The following is a 19,798-nucleotide window of genomic DNA, read 5'->3' as shown; positions in this document are numbered from 1 at the left end:
TCGGTTATAACCAAAAAAAGGGGCGCTTTAGCGCCCCGTTTTACATCTTGTAACCACCCTCTTTCGGCCTTAAGCTTTGCCGCCCCCCCCCCTCCAACCAGAGAGACGATTACCTCCAGTGCCCTCAATGCGCGCAGTCATCGCCGAGAGTCATCAGCTGTTTGCGCTGTTCTGGCCCATTCTGATCGCCCAGATAGCCGAACACGCAATGGGCTTCGTCGACACACTGATGGCCTCGCAGGCCGGACCCACGGACCTGGCAGCCATCGCTATGGGCTCAGGCATCTGGCTTCCGCTTATGTTGACCCTGTGCGGCATTCTTATGGCGACCACACCCCTGGTCGCCCATCAGGTTGGTTCCGACCAGGAGGCGGAGTCAGCTGCCGTGCTGCGACAGGCACTCACACTTGCGCTACTCCTGTCCATTGCCGCCATTTTGCTGCTTAACAATACTGCCCCCTTACTCTCACTGTTCCAGCTGGAGCACGAACTGGCAGCCAAGACCTCGGACTATCTGAGCGCAATCAGCCTGGGCACCCCTGCCCTGCTGCTCTACCAAGCCCTGCGCAGGTTCAGCGAGGGGTTTGGCCGCACACGACCGATTATGCGTATTGCCGTCATCGGCATGCTGTGCAACATCCCTCTCAACTACGTGCTGATCTTCGGCAAACTGGGGCTTCCAGCGCTCGGCGGCGTAGGCTGCGGTTATGCCACCAGCCTGGTGATGTGGCTCATGCTCGCGCTAGGGATATATCACCTGCGACGCGAGCCACTTTTTCGACAGGCCCGCGCCGCCATGCGCTGGCGGTTTCCGACGCTGCGCTCGCTGATCCAGTTTCTCGCACTGGGCCTGCCCATCGGCCTGGCATTGCTGATCGAGTCCAGCATGTTCAGTCTTATCGTGCTTTTTCTGGCGAAGTACGGTGAGGAAACTATCAGCGCCCACCAGATCACCTTCAGCGTGACCGGCCTGATGTTTATGTTTCCCCTAAGCCTATCCATGGCGCTCACCATCAGAACCGGTCAGCTGCTAGGCCGCAAGCACTATGCTGCCGCCCGTTTCAGTGTAATGTGCGGTTTCGCACTGACCATACTGATCGCACTGATTAACGCCACGCTGTTGCTCAGCACCAGCCGGCAGATCGCCTCCGCCTATACTGAGGTCAGCACCATCATCGACACCGCCATGAAATTGATGTGGATTGCCGCACTGTTTCAGATCACCGATTCGATTCAGGTCGCGTCATCAGGGGCTCTGCGTGGATATAAGGACACCGCAGCCACTCTGATCGTCGTCTTTATCGCCTACTGGCTGGCCGGGCTTCCATTCGGCTACTGGCTGGCCGAGCGATTGGGGCTTGGTGTATACGGATACTGGTGGGGATTGGTGGCCGGCCTCAGCCTTGGAGCCTTACTGCTTGCTACCCGCCTTTACAGGATCAGCCATGCTTCTACGCACGTTCTGCATTTTCCTACTACCCCTGATTCTGACCGCGTGCAGTAAACCGGATGCACGCTCCATGCTTGAGCGCTATACGGAGCGGGTTGGCAACGCCATAGAAGAACCGATCCTCACCGAATTCGACAACGCACTGGCTGCCCGCCCCAGTCTGCCACCAAAACGACAGCGACTTATCGAGATCAAAACGATCAGTGAAGGGCTAATCGATGTGCTCGATTTCCGCCACTGCGACCTTTTGCATAGCATTGCCGAACGCAACACCACACTGGCCCGCCTGGCGGGCCACTCCCAGCGCCTGATCTACGAACTTGAAGTGCTGCCCGCATTGAGGCGCTGCAAACGCCGTATCGACGAGGTGGATACGGAAGCGCCCTCCCGATTGAAAGAACGACTAACCCAGATCATTGAGCAAAAACAGCAATCCCTCGGCGCCGCAATCTGGAATGCCCTTTACGCCAGCACCGAGATGGAGCAGCACTTCGCTCTGACCGAAGCCCCACTCCCCTTACAAGGCTCCACTCTGTTGGCGCCGTTAAAACCAGCCCTGGCCCACTTCCAGCTTCTGGCTGAACTTAGCGAACAGGATGCCTGGGATACCCCCGCGTTCGTGCCAACGCTGGAGCAGGATTTTGAAGCCCTTTACCGCTCGGCGTTTGGGGCCCAGTGGATTACCAGCCTGGTGCTACTAACCCACACACTGAAGCAAACTTCCGACGCCATCGAGCGGCGCCTGCTGCGGCGGCCAATCTGCTTCAACAACCGGCCCAACAATCAGGCCCAGATCATCCGCAATGTGTTCCAGAAATTCTATGCCGGTGAGTTGCAACCCTACATGTCACTGGTAGACCGCCAGGGGCAGGAGTGGCTGACCGCGCATCAGCAGATTCTGGACCGGCTGCCGGTCCCTTCGGGCGCGCAGCACTACTTCCTCGCAATGCTGAATCCACAAGCAGCCGATGGCCTGTGGCAGCATTATCTGGACGCACGCGACGCCCACACCCGCAACTGGCAGCGCCTGCTGCGTCAATGCGGCATGATGCCCGGCAGTTAATCAGCCAACCCCTTGAGCAACTGCGGCTTTTCCACCATCATGGCCGCGTTATCATTCATGGATGCTCATGGTGCAAGCACGCGGTGCAACAACACCTTTAATGCGCCTCGCAAGCGGGGGCCGGCTCCGGCTTCGCAGCCTGGCGGGCGTGCTAATTATCCTGCTCACGTTTACAAGCCTGGCAGGAGATGGCGTACGTCTTTCACCGGCCGATATAGAACGTTTCGGTCAGATATACGGCGACCAGGCCGCGCGCCGCCTCACCGCCTGGCAGGACCTGATCCGCGATCTGAGCGATGCTACCGAACAGACCAAGCTGGAACAGGTCAACGCCTTTTTCAATCAGGTACGCTTTCTCGACGACATCACGCATTGGAGCCAGGAGGACTACTGGGCAACACCGGTTGAGTTCCTGATATCCAATGGCGGCGATTGTGAGGACTTCACCATCGCCAAGTACTACACGCTAAAAGAACTTGGCGTCAGCATCGACAAGATGAGCCTGACCTATGTAAAAGCGCTGGAGCTGAATCAGGCCCACATGGTGCTGACCTACTACCCCACTCCCGATGCCATCCCCCTGGTACTGGACAACCTGATCGGCGAGATCAAAACCGCCGATCAACGACCGGACCTTCTCCACGTGTATACTTTCAACGGTGATAATCTCTGGCTTAGCAAGAAGGGCCGGCGATCACAGCTGGTTGGCACCTCGGATCGTCTCCAACCCTGGGTTAAACTCCAGTCGCGAGTGGACGCCAACAATGTCAATCTCAACTGAAGACTCGGAAGGAATCTATGTCCCTGGTTAACCAATTGATCGCCGCGGTACTCGCAGTTCTGATCGGTCTTGCTTCCGGTACGCTCTTCATCATGTCAGACAGCGGCAAATCGATGCTGCTCAGCCAGCTCAGAAGCCATGCACAGGACAGTGCCACACACCTTGGACTCTATATAGCGCCCTTCATGGCCGAACAGGACAGGGCCGCTATCGAAACCGCGGTGAATGCCATTTTCGACAGCGGCTTCTATCAACGTATCGAGGTCAAGGGGGCCGAGAACGAACCGCTATTCAGCAAAGAAACCTCATCCGACATATCCGAACAGGTCCCCCATTGGTTCATCAATCTGGTGCATATCGACCCGCCCTCGATGGAACGGGAGATCACCCATAACTGGCGACATGTGGGGGTGATCCATGTGCAGAGCAGGGCCGGCTATGCATACGAGCGCTTCTGGGAAGCGGCGCAACGTGCGCTCGGTCTCTTCGTCGCCCTGGCCCTACTTGCTGCAATCGCCATCAGTCTGCTGCTGCACTACCTGTTACGTCCGCTGCGCCAGGTAGAGCTTCAGGCCCACGCCCTGGCTCAAAAATCCTATATCGAGCAGCCGGTCCTGCCCAAAACCCGTGAGCTGCGCAGTGTCGTCCAGGCGATGAACGCGATGGTAAAGCAGGTCAAGCAGATGTTTGACGAACAGAGCCGTAACGTAGAAGAGCTGCGCTCCATCGCCTATCGCGACCCGCTGACCGGCCTTGCCAACCAACGCTTTGCGCTGGCACAGCTTCAGGAGCGCATCGATTATGACCGCAACTTCGGCCCTGCCACCCTGGTGATGCTTCGTGTCAGAGAGCTGTCCGAACTCAACCGCTGCTGTGGCGAAGACAATACCAATCACCTGTTGAAGTTCGTGGCCAACGAAGTTGAGGCGCTGAGCCTCCAGTTTAACCGCACCGTGGTCGGGCGCACTGCCGGCGGCGAGTTCATGCTCCTGCTCGAGCAACACCCTCTGCCCCGACTAAAACCCGCACTGGAGCAACTGCTGATCCGGCTCAATACCCATATCGACACCATGTACCGGGCTGAGCAGCCTCCAGCACCGGCATTCATCATTGGTGTCAGCCACAGCACCGAGCAGGGTGCATCGGCGCAACTCCTGTCCCACGCCCGCCTGGCACTCAAACATGCCGAGGATCAGGGGGGCGAGATCATCGAATACACAGGGGTAGCAGGGGTCGACAGCAGCTCACAGACCTGGCAGCAGCATGTAGCCTCAGCGATCAGCAACAGCCAAGTGTTTCTGCAGTACCAAAGCCTGATCGGTAGTGACTCTCAGCCACTGCATGGTGAGATACTCGCCCGCATTCTGGACGAAGATAACGAACCCTGCCCAGCGGTCCGCTTCATTGGCGTGGTAAGAGAACTGGGACTACTGGATGCCATGGACCGCACCGTTATCAGTCGCGCCCTGACCTATCTTCAGCGCGAGCCACAGGGGATCGCCATCAGCATCAACCTTGGACAGGACAGCCTGCTAGCGGAGGATTTTCCGGCCTGGATAGGCAGTCAACTCGCGCAACTAGCGCACCCGGAACGGATCAGCTTCGAGATCAATGAAACGGTCATCCTGAACAATATCGAACGCACCCAGGCGCTACGCGCCCAGCTCAAAGCCTTGGGAACGGGTTTCGGCGTCGACAACTTCGGCATCCACCCCCAGGGTTTCAGTTACCTGTACACCCTGCAACCGGACTATCTGAAGATTGATGGCTCACTGGTTCGTGATATCGACCGGAACGATGAGGACCGATTCTTCGTACGCAGCCTGATCAGCGTCGCCCATAATATTCATATTCAGGTCTACGCCGAGCATGTGGAACGCGAGAGCCAGTTGGAACAGCTACTCAACATCGGCATCGACGGTAGCCAGGGTTACCTGCACGGCAAGCCCAAAACGCTGAGCTAGAAACCGCATTATCAGAGGTGCGTTCTAACCCAACGTATTAACGTACTGAAATCCATGGCGCCGGATTGACGCGCTATCTCACGACCGCCGGAGAACAGCATCAGCGTGGGTATACTGCGAATCTGATAGCGCTGAGCCAAGGCGGGGGCCGCCTCGGTATCCACTTTAACGAGGCGACAGCCAGGTTCCAGCTCGGCCGCCGCCCGTTCGAACACAGGCGCCATCATCTTGCACGGGCCACACCATTGCGCCCAGAAATCGACCACGAGCGGAATCTCGGTATTGGCCAGCACTCGATCAAATCCTGCTTGATCGAGGGCCATTGGCAGCCCCTGAAACAAAGCCTGGCCGCAGCGACCGCATTTCGGCGCAGCCTCCAGACGCTCACGGGCAACCCTGTTGGTCACCAGGCAGGATGGGCAACTGAGAGTAACGACTGAAGTCATATAGACCCCCATCAGGACAGGAAACGACACATTCATGCATACGGTGTCGTTCAGACTACCTTGATGGGGGTAAAAAAAACGAAATCAAGCCCGCTTAGCGGGTACGATTATTCAGTTGCAGCAGCAGGTCGAGCTTCTTGTTGATGCGCTGTTCCTTGGCCTTGACCGCCTGCTTGCGCTGCTCTGCACGCCCCTCTTTGCGCTCAGCCTTTTCACGCTCGCGACGCTGATCCTTGATCGCCTGCAGCTTTTCCTGCGCATGCGCCGCTTCTTCTTCGCTCACCTGTCCGGAGGCCGCACCATCAAGTCCGATACGATCTGCGCCAGCCTGAAGGCTACGCAGGTATTGCGGACTGCGCACATAACTGGCCAGGGCACGTTTGATTCGATTACGCGCCAGCTTTTCGTCTGCGATCAGATCCTCTTGAATCCCCACCTTGAGCGGGCGCACATTATCTCGACTGAACACTTCGGGATAGGTGTCACACAGTTGCACAAGCGCTGCCTGGTTAGCAGCACGGTTCTTGGCCCGGTTACGGTTCTTCGCTTCCGGCGTTTTTTCGGTCTGATTCACTACAATACTCTCATCTGTCGATTTACCTACCTGGGGGATATTGACCTCCAGGGTTGCTAGACGATTTTCACACTCATCGAGCAGCGCCTGGGTCTGCTCGCTCAATCTTTCGATATCCGTCACGCTCAGGCCGCCCCTTTACGGATGTAATACACGAACACACCCTCTTCAGTATCCTGCCCAAGCAACTCGTGCCCGAGAAAATGACAGAACTTGGGAATATCGCGCTGGGTCGACGGGTCTGTCGCCCTGATACATAGAACCTCACCTTCGGCCAGCTCACGCACCCGATTGTGCAACATCATCACCGGCTCCGGGCAGAAAAGGCCACATGCATCCAAAGTCTGATCTGCTTCAATATGTACCATGAACGGATCCTATGAGACGAAGGCGGCTATTGTCGCAAATAACCCGATGCAGAGAAACCGCCAACCGCTTCGGTTTGCAGCCCCGCCACACTGAATTATGCTGTATGCATGAGTCATCATTATGGAGGAAATAGTGGATGATCAGGGTAATGATAGAACGCCACATCGCCGAGGATCTGGGGATTTATTACGACCGCCTGTCCCGCGAACTCCTGCAGAAAGCAATGCAGGCCCACGGCTTTATCTCTGGCGAGGTGCTGCGAAATATCGATGATCCCAACCATCGTCTGGTAATGGCCACCTTCCGCACGGTCAGCGACTGGCAGCGCTGGCACGGTAGCGAAGAGCGCAAGGAGATGATGGAAGCGCTGGAACCGCTGTTTAAGACGGAAGAGCGCGTGACCATCTTCGAGCACTAGACATCGACATCAGCGCTCAAGACTCAACCAGCAGGTGATCTCCTCCCGGTCGTGATAGAGCTGTTTAGCCTGCAAGCGCCAACGCAAACCAGCATCTCCCAACGCCTCTTCTATACGCTCAAGGCAGGTGCGAGTTTCCGCATAGCGCTGCTTCATCGGCAGCTTCAGATTGAAGATCATATCGCGAGCCCAACCGTTCAACGCCCATTCGATCACCATCGCGGTGGTGCGCGCAGGCTTCTCCACCACATCGCAGACCATCCAGTCCACCGGTTTCGACGGTTGATAAACAAACGCATCCTCTCGCAGATGCTCTACCTGCCCGGTCTCCATCAGATCCGGATTCATCGGCCCATTATCGACCGAGGTAACAAACATACCGCGCTGAACAAGCTGCCAGGTCCAACCACCGGGCGCGGCCCCCAGATCAACGGCCCTCATCCCCGGTGCCAGCCGCTGCTCCCATTGCCCCTTATGAATAAACCAGTGCCACGCCTCCTCCAGCTTTAGCGTCGATCGACTTGGCGCTGCGACCGGAAACTTCAGACGAATTATCCCGCCAGGATCAGGGGCACTGTTACGTACTGGCGCCACACCCAGCCACATATCCCGCCCACTGAGCACCAATAGATGCAGGCGCCAGTCTGCCTTCTGCCCACGCTTGCCCAGTAGATCGGTCTGACGCAACTTGGGTGCAACGGCGGAAGCGAACTTGCGCCCAAATCCCTGCAGTTCACGCCCGGCGGTGGTATCGGCGGTTTCAATCACCAACTCTGTACACTTGGGGAGTTCCGCAGCCCTTTCCGCAACAGGCGTCAAACGATCACGCGGATCGAGCCCCTCCAGCATAGCCCCGCAAGCAAACCACTGCCTGGTAAAGATAAGGCGGCGAAAGCGCACAGTTTCAATCAGCTGCAGTGCTGTCGCTGGGGCTTGCACATGGAACACGACAAAGCCCGCATTACGCTCCAGGGTCGGATAGCCATAAAAGCCCGAGGCTGCGGCAAGCTCAGTGAGTTCGGCAGCACACTCGCCCTCGAAACCAGCACGACAGAGAAGCAGGAGAGAATCGGGTTGTGTCATATGGCAAGTTCTCGATTTTTGTGGGGCGACTGGATTTTGAACGGCGCACTATAACAGCCGGTCGATAATGCTCAACACTTCCGGCCCTCCAACTTAATACTAAAGACCTAGAACGACCCAAATTCACCGGCTTGATCCATATCAAGCAAAGCATTCTTTGTTTTCAGGGCTGCGCTCACCCAGCGAACAAAATTCGAACTACAGAATCAGAAAATGCCGCACTACCTGGACGACAAAAAATACATATATACTTTAAATACAACAAGTTATAAATATTCACCCCCATCCAAAAGCTATTAATAAATATAAGTTCATAGCACTTTCACGGTGCGACAATGCGCCACAGTGCACTGCAACATCGCGTTGAAATAGATGGGGTATTACCAGATAATTGCCGGCGGAACTCTTCTTACTATTCCTAGCTTGTTGATGAGAGCCTGACATGAGCACTGCAACTGAACACCCGACTTACAATTATAAAGTCGTGCGCCAGTTCGCCATCATGGCGGTAGTCTGGGGTATTGTCGGTATGGGCGTTGGCGTCCTTATCGCGGCCCAGCTGGTCTGGCCAGCACTAAACTTTGACCTTCCCTGGTTAAGCTACGGACGTATCCGTCCGTTACACACCAACGCGGTTATCTTCGCGTTCGGTGGTTGTGCCCTGTTTGCCACATCGTATTACGTTGTGCAGCGCACCAGTCAGACGCGCCTGTTCTCCGACGCCCTGGCATCGTTCACGTTCTGGGGTTGGCAGGCCGTAATCCTGGCGGCAGCAATCACTCTGCCACTGGGCATCACTTCCGCCAAGGAGTATGCCGAGCTGGAGTGGCCGATCGACCTGTTGATCACCGCTGTGTGGGTGGCCTACGCCGTCGTGTTCCTCGGCACCGTGAAGCTGCGCAAAACATCGCACATCTATGTCGGCAACTGGTTCTACATGGCGTTCATCATCACTGTTGCAGTGCTCCATATTGTCAACAGCATGGCGATACCCGTAACCTTCTTGAAGTCCTACTCTCTGTATCCTGGCACCGTAGACGCCATGGTGCAGTGGTGGTACGGCCATAACGCCGTAGGCTTCTTCCTGACCGCGGGTTTCCTGGGCATGATGTACTACTTCGTTCCGAAGCAGGCTGAGCGCCCGATTTACTCCTACCGCCTCTCGATCGTGCATTTCTGGGCGCTGATTGCCACCTACATGTGGGCTGGCGGTCACCATCTGCACTACTCTGCCCTGCCGGACTGGACTCAGTCTGTCGGCATGGTCATGTCCCTGATCCTGCTGGCTCCCTCCTGGGGCGGTATGATCAACGGCATGATGACCCTGTCTGGCGCCTGGCATAAGCTGCGTACCGACCCGATCCTGCGCTTCCTGGTGGTTTCCCTGTCGTTCTACGGCATGTCCACCTTCGAAGGCCCGATGATGTCGATCAAGACCGTCAACGCTCTGTCGCACAATACTGACTGGACCGTGGGTCACGTACACGCTGGCGCTCTGGGCTGGGTAGCCATGATCTCCATCGGTGCGATCTACCACATGATCCCGCGCCTGTTCGGCAAGGCTCAGATGTACTCCGCTGCGCTGATCAATACCCACTTCTGGCTCGCGACCATCGGCACCGTTCTGTACATCTGCTCTATGTGGGTTAACGGTATCCTTCAGGGTCTGATGTGGCGTGCAGTCAACCAGGACGGCACCCTGACCTACAGCTTCGTCGAAGCACTCGAGGCCAGCCACCCAGGTTACTTCGTCCGCTGGTTGGGCGGCGCGTTCTTCCTGACCGGTATGCTGCTGATGGCATACAACGTCTGGCAGACAGTCCGTGCCGGAAGCTCTGTTGAAGCAGCTGAGCCATCAGCTCAGACTGCTTGATTGAGACGAGGAGCAGATAGCAATGATCAAACACGAAACGATTGAAAAGAACATCGGCCTCATGATCCTGCTGATCATCATCGTGATCAGCGGCGGTGGTCTGGCCGAAATCGTTCCCCTGTTCTTCCAGAGCTCTACGACTCAGCCGATCGAAGGCCTGCGCACGTATTCCGCACTGGAACTTGAGGGCCGCGATATCTACATCAAGGAAGGATGCCACGTCTGCCACACCCAGATGATCCGCCCCTTCCGTGCTGAAACCGAGCGCTACGGCCACTACTCCACTGCAGACGAGCATGTCTGGGAGCACCCGTTCCTTTGGGGTTCCAAGCGTACCGGTCCGGACCTGGCCCGTGTAGGCGGACGTTACTCCGACGACTGGCACAAAGCGCACCTGAACAATCCGCGCGATGTAGTACCTGAATCCAAAATGCCCTCCTACCCCTGGCTGTTCAAGAACAAACTGACCGGACAGGACACCGAGGCCAAGATGGAAGCACTGCGCAAGCTGGGTGTCCCGTACACCGACGAAGATGTAGCCACGGCACGCGAAGCGGTTGCCGGCAAGACCGAGATCGATGCTCTTGTCGCTTACCTGCAGTCGCTTGGCAAGCTGCATAGCGTCTACACCAACAAGCGGTAACTATTCAGTGAGTTACGAAGTTTATGGCCCCTACCTGCCGGTCATCATGCTGATCACGTTCGTCGCCCTGTTTATCTGGGTGGCGAACCCGAAAAACAGCAAAAAGTATGACGAGGCTGCTCAGGCTCCCTTCGCTGATGAGGAGCAGGATAAGCCCAAAACGCAGGATAGCGACGCCAGTAACGGGAGAAACGACAAATGAGTGCTTTCTGGAGCGCATGGGTATCAGTCATTACCCTAGCCGTAATTCTCGGCTGCACCTGGTTGCTGTTTGCAACCCGGAAAAGCGAGAAACATAAAGAGACCACCGAAGAGACTCTGGGACATGAGTTCGACGGTATCGAAGAGTACGACAACCCGCTGCCGAAATGGTGGTTCCAGATGTTTCTGGGCACAGTCATCTTCGGTCTGGGCTACCTGGCCCTCTACCCCGGTCTAGGCAACTTCCAAGGCCTGCTGGGCTGGAGTTCCCATGGTCAGTGGGAAGAGGAGATGGCGCACGCCGAAGAGCAGTACCGTCCGATGTTCGAGCAGTTCGCCGCCCTGTCGGTCGAACAACTGCAGAACGAGGAAACGGGGCTGAAGATGGGCCAGCGCATGTTCGCCAACAACTGCTCTCTCTGCCACGGTTCAGCGGGCACCGGCGCATACGGCTTCCCCAACCTGACCGACAGTGACTGGCTCTACGGTGGCGATCCCGCCACTATCAAAGCCACCATTGCCAATGGCCGCAATGGCGGCATGCCGGCCTGGGGCCAGGTGCTGGGTGAAGATGGCGTACGTGACGTTACCAGCTATGTACTGTCCCTGAGCGGCAGCGCTGAAAACCTGGATAGCGAGGCGGTCGCTCGTGGCCAGAGCCAGTTCCAGGCTCTCTGCGCAGCTTGTCACGGCGCGGAAGGCAAGGGCACCCAGGCACTGGGCGCACCGAACCTGACCGACAACACCTGGCTCTACGGCGGCAGCTTCGAGCAGGTTGCTCACAGCATCCGCAACGGCCGCGCGGGCGTCATGCCGGCACACAAGGATCTGCTCTCTGACGAGAAGATTCACCTGATCGCAGCTTACGTGTACAGCCTGTCACAGCAGTAATCTCGATCCAGTAACACAGAAAGGCGGCGTGATGAAATCTTGCCGCCTTTTTTGTTGCCCCCTGTCATGTGCAACAACACCCGCAAAACGATATCATCCCCCTGATGCTTGAATCCGACCAGTCACGGCGACACGCCGTTGTGACTGATGGCGACCGGGGATACTCACCCGCTGGTAATCCCCACCGCGAGCACTGTAATATTCGCAACACCTAATAGACCTAGTGTTAGCAGGTCTATATGTACATTCACCTGCGGTGGTAAGGCATGAATCAGATTCCAGTGAAAGATTTAACACCCAAAAAAGGTGCTGGCGACAAGGAAACTTTCGACCTCTACGCCAAGCGTGAGCATATCTACGTCAAGTATTACAAAGGGCTGTTCAAGAACCTGCGCATCATATCCGGTGCCATGATGTTGATTATGTTCTACGGCATTTCCTGGCTGCAGTGGGACGGTCGCCAGGCAGTGCTGTTTGACCTACCCAACCGACAGTTCCATGTTTTCGGACTCACCTTCTGGCCCCAGGACTTCATGCTGCTCTCCTGGCTGCTGATCGTTCTTGCCTTCACCCTGTTTTTCGTCACCGTTTTCGCTGGTCGCCTCTGGTGCGGTTATGCCTGCCCACAGTTCGTCTGGACCTGGCTCTTTATCTGGGCAGAGCGCGTGACCGAAGGTGATCGCAACAAGCGGATGAAACTGGACAAAAGCCCAATGAACGGCGAGAAAGCGATGCGCAAAAGCGCCAAGCACCTGCTCTGGCTGGCCATCGCTGCCGCCAGCGCAATCGCCTTTGTCGGTTATTTTTCGCCTATCCGCGAACTGGTTCCTAGCATCCTGGCCTTCGATCTCGGCCCCTGGGAAACCTGGTGGCTGGCGTTCTTCACCGTCGCCACATACGGCAATGCCGGCTGGCTTCGCGAACAGGTGTGCATCTACATGTGCCCCTACGCTCGCTTCCAGAGCGTCATGTTCGACCAGGACACGCTGGTGATCTCCTATGACGAAAAACGCGGAGAACAGCGCGGCAGTCGCAAAAAGGGTTCGGACTACAAGGCAGAGGGCCTGGGCGACTGCATAGACTGCGGCAACTGCGTGCACGTCTGCCCGGTCGGCATCGATATTCGCGACGGCCTGCAGTATGAGTGCGTCGCCTGCGGCGCCTGTGTCGACGCGTGCGATGACATCATGGATCGCATGAACTATCCTCGCGGCCTGATTCGCTACACCACCGAGCACTCGCTGAGCGGCAAGAAAACCCACCTGTTCCGCCCTCGCCTCATAGGCTACTTCATCGCGCTGATCGCAATGTTCGCTGCGTTTGCGTACACCCTGTACAGCCGCGTACCGCTTGAGGTCGACATCATTCGAGATCGCGGCCAGCTGTACACCATGACATCCGGCGGCATGATCGAAAACGTATACACCCTCAAGCTGGCCAACAAGGAACAGGTAGCGCATCAGTATCGGATCACCCTCACCGGTCCGGAAGGGCTGTCCCTGGAAAGTGAGAACGTCGTCAGTATTGCGGCCGGGGAGTTGCTCGATTACCCCGTTCGGGTGCACATGGATCCGGCGGATATCGAGCTGCCGAACTACGACATCAAATTCACAGTCGAAGCGCTGGACAACCCCTCTATCAGCATTACCGAGGACAACCGCTTTATCGGACCAACTCCGGCACGATAGTAGTGTCCAAGTCGAAAACGAATTAGTTTAGAATGGCGGCCGGGTCAGTCCCGGCCGCTCTATTTCGAGGTATCCCATGAGTGAACAAAGCCAATCCCCCTGGTACAAACAGACCTGGCTCTGGTTTGTACTCGCCCCGCTGATTGCGGTGATGATCTACGCACCGGTCTTCATATACCTCGCGATCAGTACCAGCGACGGGGTGGTGAAAGACGACTATTACAAGGTGGCGCGAGGCTTGAACATCGACCACTCCCGTGAAGAGATGGCGGCTCGGCTCGGCATCCATGGTCAGCTGATGATCGACTCCTTGACCGGAGATATCCGCCTGCAGCTGCAAAGCAAGGAGTCCTTGCCGCAAGACCTGCAGCTGAGCCTGATCCACCCTTCCCACCAGAAATACGATCAGATCCTGCATCTACGTTCGGTCGATGGCCGCGGCCTGTATGGCAGCAACCTTCAGGCCGAGCTTGTCGGCAAGCGATATGTCATCCTCGAACCGTTGAATAAAGAGTGGCAGCTGCGCGTCGAGATCGATCCCCCATACGAACAGAACAGCTTCGATATTGGCAACGCCTCTTGAGAACCTTGGCTGAATGAACTCTCGCGTCGATACAGACTCGCAAGCACTGTGTTATCACTGCGGGCTGACGGTACCAACCGGCAGCCATTTCGTCACCCGGATAGATGGCAAAGAGCGCCAGATGTGCTGTCCCGGCTGTCTCGCCGTCGCACAGACAATTGTCGACGGCGGCCTCGATAACTTCTATCGTCACCGGGACAATCAGAATGCGAAGAATGAGCGTGCGCGAAACGACAGCGCGGGGCAACGCGCGCTCGAACTGAGCCTGTTCGATGACCCTGAGGTTCAGCAGAGTTTCGTCCATACTGCGGACGACGCTACGCGCGAGGCGTTGTTGGTGATTGAAGGCATCACCTGTGCCGCCTGTGTCTGGCTGCTCGAACATCATCTGAAGAAACAGCCCGGCGTCACCGACGCCAGCGTCAATCTCACCACCCACCGCGCGAGATTGAACTGGGACGACAGCGAAACCAAACTGAGCACCCTGCTCGCGGAAGTCGATCGTATTGGCTACCAGGCACACCCCTACCAGCCCAATAGCGAAGAGCAACTGCTGGCGCGGGAGCGCAAACGTGCCGTCAGACGTCTGGGCGTCGCCGGTGTCGGCACCATGCAGGTGATGATGCTCGCGGCCGCCCTGTACGCCGGTGATATGAGCGCCTCCATGGAGGGGCGTATCGTCGATTTTATCCGCTGGGCATCGTTCGTTCTGGCCACCCCAGTGGCGCTGTATTCCGCCCGCCCCTTCTATGACGCGGCACTGCGTGATCTGCGCACCCGCCAGTTGAGTATGGATGTCCCGGTATCGCTGGCGATCATCGCTGCCTACTGCGCCAGCGCCTGGGCAACAGTAACCGGTAGTGGAGAGGTCTATTTCGACTCCGTCACCATGTTCACCTTTTTCCTGCTCGTCGGTCGCTTTATGGAGATGCAGGCACGCCACCGCACTGGACGAGCGGGTAATGCCCTGCTCAACCTGCTGCCCAACAGCGCTATCCGACTGGTCGACGGTGATGAGCAACTGGTACCCGCCGCGCAACTGCGCCAGGGCGACCGCGTTCTGGTCAAGCCGGGGCACACCATCCCCGCAGATGGCTTAGTGCGTAAAGGACAGACGTCGGTAGATGAGTCGGCACTGACCGGAGAGTATCTCCCGCTTTCCCGCAGTGTCGATGATGCCGTGGTCGGCGGCACGCAGAACATTGAGCACCCGATCGAGATCGAAGTAACAGAAACCGGAGGCGAGTCGCGGCTATCGACGATCGTGCGCATGCTCGATCGAGCCCAGGCCGAAAAGCCAGCAGTTGCACGCATTGCCGACCGGGTCTCTCGCTATTTCGTGGCGGCGACACTGATCACGGCAGCAGTGGTGGCCTCTAGCTGGTGGTTTATCGACCCCAGCAGCGCCTTTTGGATCACCCTGTCGGTACTCGTGGTTACCTGTCCCTGCGCACTCTCGCTGGCGACACCGACGGCTCTGACAACCGCCACCGGCACGCTGCGCACGCGTGGCGTACTGATAAGCCGAGGTCATGTCCTTGAGAGCTTCGCTACGGCAACCCACATCGTGTTCGACAAGACCGGCACTCTCACCGAGGGCAATCTGCAGATCCATGAGGTCAAACCGCTGAGCAACGATCCCGAGCAAACCCTGCTCAACATTGCCGCCGCGCTGGAAGCCGAATCGGAACATCCGATCGCGCGCGCGTTCATACCCTTTACCGCTCACAGAGCGGAGGCGGTCAAGAACCATCTTGGCCTGGGACTGGAGGGTGTAGTCAACGGCGTGCGCTATCGAATCGGCCAGCCAAAGTTCGCCGCCGAGCTTGTCGCTGACGCAATGCCGGCGTTACCTGGCGAGGATGGGCTTTGGCTATTACTATGCAGCGAGTATTCGGCACTATGCTGGTTCCGTCTGGATGACCAGATTCGTCCGGAAGCCCGCTCCGCAGTCGATACGCTGGGCCAATTGGGCTTGCGTAGCGTGATGCTCACGGGCGACAGCTCGGCCTCGGCAGAACGGGTCGCCGACGCCCTTCATATCGATAAGCTTTACAAGGGTGTGTCGCCGGAACAGAAGCTGCAGATACTGAATCAGCTCGCCGGCGAAGGTGCAGAAGTCATCATGGTGGGCGATGGCATCAACGACATCCCCGCCCTGGCCGGCGCACGTGTCTCGGTCGCCATGGCCGGCGCCACCGATCTCGCCAAAACCAACGCCGATGCGGTGTTGATCGCCAACGACCTGACGCGCCTGGTCGAAGCGGTACGCCTGGCACGCAAGACCCGCTTGATCATACGCCAAAATCTGGCCTGGGCGGCACTGTACAACCTCTTGGCCCTGCCGCTCGCGGCGACCGGCTTCATTGCTCCCTACATGGCCGCGATCGGCATGTCCGCCAGCTCCCTTGTCGTCGTTGGCAACGCATTGCGTTTGAGTCGCCGGCCGAAGGCGAGCAGTTGACGCAGAGAACTTAGGAAAGTCCGTTATGAGCATCATCTATCTCCTGATCCCCATCGCGATCATCCTCGCCAGCATCGCCATCTGGGCTTTTTTCTGGAGCGTTAACACCGGCCAGTATGACGACCTCGAATCACCGGCACACAGCATTCTTTACGATGACGACGAGGAGCTGATCCCCGAAGACGCCAGAGTCGACAAGACCAGCAACAAAAAGCGAAGCGGGGACGACGCTGCCTCTGATGACTGACTCCCTTGCTTTCTCCACGTCGCTGGTACTGGGTTTGCTCGGCGCAACTCACTGTGTCGGCATGTGTGGAGGCATAGCGGCCAGTGTCAGCATGAGTCAGACAAAAGCAAAGAGCGGTTTTTGGCTGATACTCGCTTACAACATCGGACGCATCTCCAGCTACGCCGTCGCGGGGGCACTGATCGGCCTGATCGGCCACCAGATCAGCAGCGGAGGCGCTGCCGTTCTACTGCGCACCCTGGCCGGGATGCTGCTGATCGCCATGGGACTCTACGTGGCCCAGTGGTGGCAGTTACTCACGCGACTGGAGCGCGCCGGCGGCCTGTTATGGCGCCACCTGCGCCCATTTGCAGCCCAGCTGCTACCGGCCGACACACTACCACGCGCACTCCTGCTCGGCGCGCTTTGGGGCTGGCTGCCCTGTGGTCTTGTGTACAGCACATTACTCTGGAGTTCGGCTGCCGGACACTGGCATGACAGCGCCCTACTGATGATCGGCTTCGGCATTGGCACTCTTCCCGCCATGTTGACAACAGGCTTGCTGGCCCAGCAGGTACGCGTGCTGATGCAGAATCAGGGCGTCCGGCGCGGCGCCGGGATTCTGATTATACTCTTCGGTATCTACACCCTGCCGTTCAGCGCTCTGACCGGCAGCTTTTGATATCGGTCAAGCGCCCGCCCGGGAGGGCTGGTATACTGACGCACCGCGCAAAACCAGAACGAGGATATAGCAGAAGTGAGCAGCTCCAACCGCATCCAATGGGACATCGACCTGATCCGCCGTTACGATCTCTCCGGCCCACGCTATACCTCATACCCGACTGCACTGCAGTTCGATCCGGAGCTTTCGGCCGGCGCCCTGATTGACAAAGCCCGCCAGAGTGCTGACAAGCAAAGTCCTCTATCACTGTATGTGCATATCCCGTTCTGCGAACATGTGTGCTACTACTGCGCCTGCAACAAGGTGATTACCCGCCGCCGGGACAAGGCACAACCCTATCTGGATACGGTATATCGCGAGATGGAGAAGCTCTCGCAGCTGTATAGCGATAACCGGCAGGTCAACCAGTTGCATTGGGGCGGTGGCACTCCCACGTTCATAGCAGATGAGCAGATGCGCGAGCTGATGAGTGCACTGCGGCGCAACTTCAACCTGCGTGACGACGATCAAGGCGATTACTCCATCGAGGTCGATCCTCGGGAAGCTCAGGACGAGACTCTTGCCGTGCTGCGTGAGATCGGCTTTAACCGCGTGAGCCTTGGCGTGCAGGATATCGACCCAAAGGTGCAGGAAGCGGTCAACCGAATCCAGCCCGTAGAGCAAACCCAGAGGGTACTCGACACCTCGCGCAGGCTGGGTTTCAAGTCGATCAACATGGACCTGATTTACGGCCTGCCGCACCAAACACTCGAGGGTTTCAATGCCACCCTGGATACCGTAATCGAGATGTCACCGGACCGCCTGTCGGTATTCAATTACGCCCACCTGCCTGATCGTTTCCGCCCGCAACGCCATATCAAGGCTGAGGACCTGCCCTCCCCCGAGACCAAGCTGGCAATCCTGCAGAGCACCATAGAGCGCCTGCTCGCGGCCGGGTACGTGTACATCGGCATGGATCACTTCGCCAAACCGGATGACGAGCTGGCCCAGGCCCAGGCCAACGGCCAGTTACACCGCAACTTCCAGGGCTATACAACGCACTCGGATTGTGACCTGGTGGCGATGGGCGTATCCGCGATCAGCCAGATCGGCGACGTGTATTACCAGAACGAGCACGACATCACCGCCTACACGCAGGCGGTTGAAGATCACCAGCATGCCATCCGTCGCGGCGTCACGCTTACCCGGGACGACCATATTCGACGCAGCGTCATCACCCAGCTGATCTGCCACTTCGAACTCGACCAACAGCGTATCGAACAACAATATGACATCGACTTTAGTCAATATTTCCAGGCCGAACTCGACGATCTAAAGCAGTTTACAACCGACGGTCTGGTGGAGCTCGAAGGGGGACGCATACGTGTCACACCCGCAGGGCGTCTGCTGATCCGGCGCATCTGCATGGCCTTCGACGCCTACATTCCGCGAGAACAGAGCACCGCGCGCTACTCACGCATCATTTAGTGGCGCACTTCAACGCCAACGGCAAATGTTACATAATGCAACGCGTAGCCTGATTCAACCCAACGCAAGAAAGGGACAGTCCCATGGGTGACCATAAATGTGACGGCAAGCTGCGTAGCCTGCAGCAGGTTCATTGCAGTACCTGCAGCCTGAGCTCGCTCTGCCTGCCGGTATCACTGAATATGACGGAAATGGAACGACTCGATGACATCATCGAGAAGAGTCGTCCGCTGAAAAAAGGGGAACATCTTTTTCACCAGGGCGAGTCGTTCTCATCGGTTTACGCGGTGCGTGCCGGTACGATCAAGAGCTACACGCTGACCAACGAGGGCGAAGAGCAGATTACCGGCTTCTATTTTCCGGGAGAGCTGGTTGGCATGAGCGGCGTGGATGGTGTGACATACCCGGTATCGGCGAAAGTGCTGGAAACCACCACCGTCTGTGAAATCCCGTTCGAACGATTGGATGACCTCGCCGGACAGATGCCGGAGCTTCGTCGGCAGATGTTGCGCACCATGGGTAAAGAACTGCGTGACGATCAGCAGATGATGATGCTGCTGTCAAAGAAGAATGCCGAGCAACGCGTCGCCACCTTCCTGATCAAACTGTCGACCCGGTTCCGGGCACGCGGTTACTCCGCCAGCCAGTTCCGCCTGTCGATGTCACGCAACGAGATCGGTAACTACCTGGGCCTCGCCGTGGAAACGGTCAGCCGCATATTTACCCGCTTTCAGGCGATGTCACTGATCCGCGTCGACGGCAAGGAGATCGAGCTGGTCAGCCTGTCGGACCTATATGATCTGGCGGGTGAGTGCAACCCGTTCGAAAACGCGGAAGGCAGCAGTTCGCAGCAGGTTTGACCTGCAACCAAACCGAAGACAATAAAAAAGGCGCTTAACCTTGAAGGGATAAGCGCCAGTACAGTTGCACAA

The 19,798-nt window shown here is 57.5% G+C and carries 20 protein-coding genes; 16 read left to right on the top strand and 4 right to left on the bottom strand.

Annotated features, from left to right (window positions below; translation table 11 throughout):
* The first annotated feature begins 127 nt into the window (after positions 1-127).
* The 4 genes from IEX40_RS07665 to IEX40_RS07650 all read left to right on the top strand — a co-directional run bounded on the left by IEX40_RS07665 (position 128) and on the right by IEX40_RS07650 (position 5,258).
* A complete protein-coding gene (locus IEX40_RS07665) occupies positions 128-1,504 on the top strand; it encodes an MATE family efflux transporter (protein ID WP_188746964.1) in 1,377 nt (458 codons plus the stop codon).
* A complete protein-coding gene (locus IEX40_RS07660) occupies positions 1,446-2,513 on the top strand; it encodes a DUF3080 family protein (protein WP_188746962.1) in 1,068 nt (355 codons plus the stop codon). Before IEX40_RS07665 ends, IEX40_RS07660 begins: the two co-directional genes overlap by 59 nt.
* 148 nt (positions 2,514-2,661) lie before the next feature.
* Positions 2,662-3,294, top strand: a complete 633-nt coding sequence (locus IEX40_RS07655) for a transglutaminase-like cysteine peptidase (RefSeq protein WP_308421596.1) — start codon at positions 2,662-2,664, stop codon at positions 3,292-3,294.
* Positions 3,295-3,311: 17 nt separating this feature from the next.
* Entirely contained in the window at positions 3,312-5,258 is a 1,947-nt protein-coding gene (locus tag IEX40_RS07650; protein WP_188746958.1) for a bifunctional diguanylate cyclase/phosphodiesterase, read from the top strand.
* An 11-nt stretch (positions 5,259-5,269) separates the two neighbouring features.
* Here the strand turns inward: IEX40_RS07650 and trxC are convergent, their stop codons facing one another.
* The 3 genes from trxC to tusA all read right to left on the bottom strand — a co-directional run bounded on the left by trxC (position 5,270) and on the right by tusA (position 6,646).
* Positions 5,270-5,704: a thioredoxin TrxC gene (trxC, locus tag IEX40_RS07645; RefSeq protein ID WP_188746956.1), complete on the bottom strand. Its 435-nt coding sequence runs from the start codon at positions 5,702-5,704 to the stop codon at positions 5,270-5,272.
* Positions 5,705-5,798: 94 nt separating this feature from the next.
* The gene (locus IEX40_RS07640; protein WP_188746954.1) at positions 5,799-6,401 is read right to left on the bottom strand and encodes a ProQ/FINO family protein; all 603 of its coding nucleotides are present in this window, start codon (positions 6,399-6,401) and stop codon (positions 5,799-5,801) included.
* A gap of 2 nt (positions 6,402-6,403) precedes the next feature.
* Positions 6,404-6,646, bottom strand: a complete 243-nt coding sequence (gene tusA / locus IEX40_RS07635; protein WP_188746951.1) for a sulfurtransferase TusA — start codon at positions 6,644-6,646, stop codon at positions 6,404-6,406.
* A 137-nt stretch (positions 6,647-6,783) separates the two neighbouring features.
* On the opposite strand from tusA, the gene IEX40_RS07630 reads away from it, so the two are divergent.
* The gene (locus IEX40_RS07630; protein ID WP_188746949.1) at positions 6,784-7,065 is read left to right on the top strand and encodes an antibiotic biosynthesis monooxygenase family protein; all 282 of its coding nucleotides are present in this window, start codon (positions 6,784-6,786) and stop codon (positions 7,063-7,065) included.
* Between the two features lie 9 nt (positions 7,066-7,074).
* Here IEX40_RS07630 and rlmM read toward each other — a convergent pair whose 3' ends face one another.
* On the bottom strand, positions 7,075-8,148 hold the full coding sequence (rlmM, locus tag IEX40_RS07625; RefSeq protein WP_188746947.1) for a 23S rRNA (cytidine(2498)-2'-O)-methyltransferase RlmM: 1,074 nt from the start codon (positions 8,146-8,148) through the stop codon (positions 7,075-7,077).
* A gap of 442 nt (positions 8,149-8,590) precedes the next feature.
* Between rlmM and ccoN the strand changes: the two genes are divergently transcribed.
* The 11 genes from ccoN (at position 8,591) to fnr (ending at position 19,726) form a co-directional block, all read left to right on the top strand.
* Positions 8,591-10,021: a cytochrome-c oxidase, cbb3-type subunit I gene (ccoN, locus tag IEX40_RS07620; RefSeq protein ID WP_188746945.1), complete on the top strand. Its 1,431-nt coding sequence runs from the start codon at positions 8,591-8,593 to the stop codon at positions 10,019-10,021.
* A 22-nt stretch (positions 10,022-10,043) separates the two neighbouring features.
* Positions 10,044-10,664: a cytochrome-c oxidase, cbb3-type subunit II gene (ccoO, locus tag IEX40_RS07615; RefSeq protein WP_188746943.1), complete on the top strand. Its 621-nt coding sequence runs from the start codon at positions 10,044-10,046 to the stop codon at positions 10,662-10,664.
* A 7-nt stretch (positions 10,665-10,671) separates the two neighbouring features.
* Complete coding sequence (locus IEX40_RS07610) at positions 10,672-10,866, top strand: cbb3-type cytochrome oxidase subunit 3 (protein WP_188746941.1); 195 nt, start codon at positions 10,672-10,674, stop codon at positions 10,864-10,866.
* A complete protein-coding gene (gene ccoP / locus IEX40_RS07605) occupies positions 10,863-11,756 on the top strand; it encodes a cytochrome-c oxidase, cbb3-type subunit III (RefSeq protein WP_188746939.1) in 894 nt (297 codons plus the stop codon). Before IEX40_RS07610 ends, ccoP begins: the two co-directional genes overlap by 4 nt.
* A gap of 266 nt (positions 11,757-12,022) precedes the next feature.
* Complete coding sequence (gene ccoG / locus IEX40_RS07600) at positions 12,023-13,444, top strand: cytochrome c oxidase accessory protein CcoG (RefSeq protein WP_188746937.1); 1,422 nt, start codon at positions 12,023-12,025, stop codon at positions 13,442-13,444.
* Positions 13,445-13,520: 76 nt separating this feature from the next.
* Complete coding sequence (locus IEX40_RS07595; RefSeq protein ID WP_188746935.1) at positions 13,521-14,027, top strand: FixH family protein; 507 nt, start codon at positions 13,521-13,523, stop codon at positions 14,025-14,027.
* A gap of 13 nt (positions 14,028-14,040) precedes the next feature.
* Positions 14,041-16,491, top strand: coding sequence for a heavy metal translocating P-type ATPase (locus IEX40_RS07590; protein WP_188746933.1), 2,451 nt, complete (start codon positions 14,041-14,043; stop codon positions 16,489-16,491).
* 25 nt (positions 16,492-16,516) lie between these two features.
* Positions 16,517-16,738, top strand: a complete 222-nt coding sequence (gene ccoS, locus IEX40_RS07585) for a cbb3-type cytochrome oxidase assembly protein CcoS (protein ID WP_188746931.1) — start codon at positions 16,517-16,519, stop codon at positions 16,736-16,738.
* Positions 16,731-17,399 (top strand): sulfite exporter TauE/SafE family protein, encoded by a 669-nt coding sequence (locus IEX40_RS07580; RefSeq protein ID WP_188746929.1) that lies wholly within the window; start codon positions 16,731-16,733, stop codon positions 17,397-17,399. Before ccoS ends, IEX40_RS07580 begins: the two co-directional genes overlap by 8 nt.
* Before the next feature lie 75 nt (positions 17,400-17,474).
* The gene (hemN, locus tag IEX40_RS07575; protein ID WP_188746927.1) at positions 17,475-18,866 is read left to right on the top strand and encodes an oxygen-independent coproporphyrinogen III oxidase; all 1,392 of its coding nucleotides are present in this window, start codon (positions 17,475-17,477) and stop codon (positions 18,864-18,866) included.
* 83 nt (positions 18,867-18,949) lie between these two features.
* Entirely contained in the window at positions 18,950-19,726 is a 777-nt protein-coding gene (gene fnr / locus IEX40_RS07570) for a fumarate/nitrate reduction transcriptional regulator Fnr (RefSeq protein WP_188746925.1), read from the top strand.
* The last annotated feature ends 72 nt before the right edge of the window (positions 19,727-19,798 follow it).

The organism is Marinobacterium zhoushanense, assembly GCF_014641945.1.
Classification (GTDB): Bacteria; Pseudomonadota; Gammaproteobacteria; order Pseudomonadales; family Balneatricaceae; genus Marinobacterium_D; species Marinobacterium_D zhoushanense.
The sequence above is the reverse complement of the archived record's forward strand: the minus strand, read 5'-3'. Positions and strand labels throughout refer to the sequence as shown.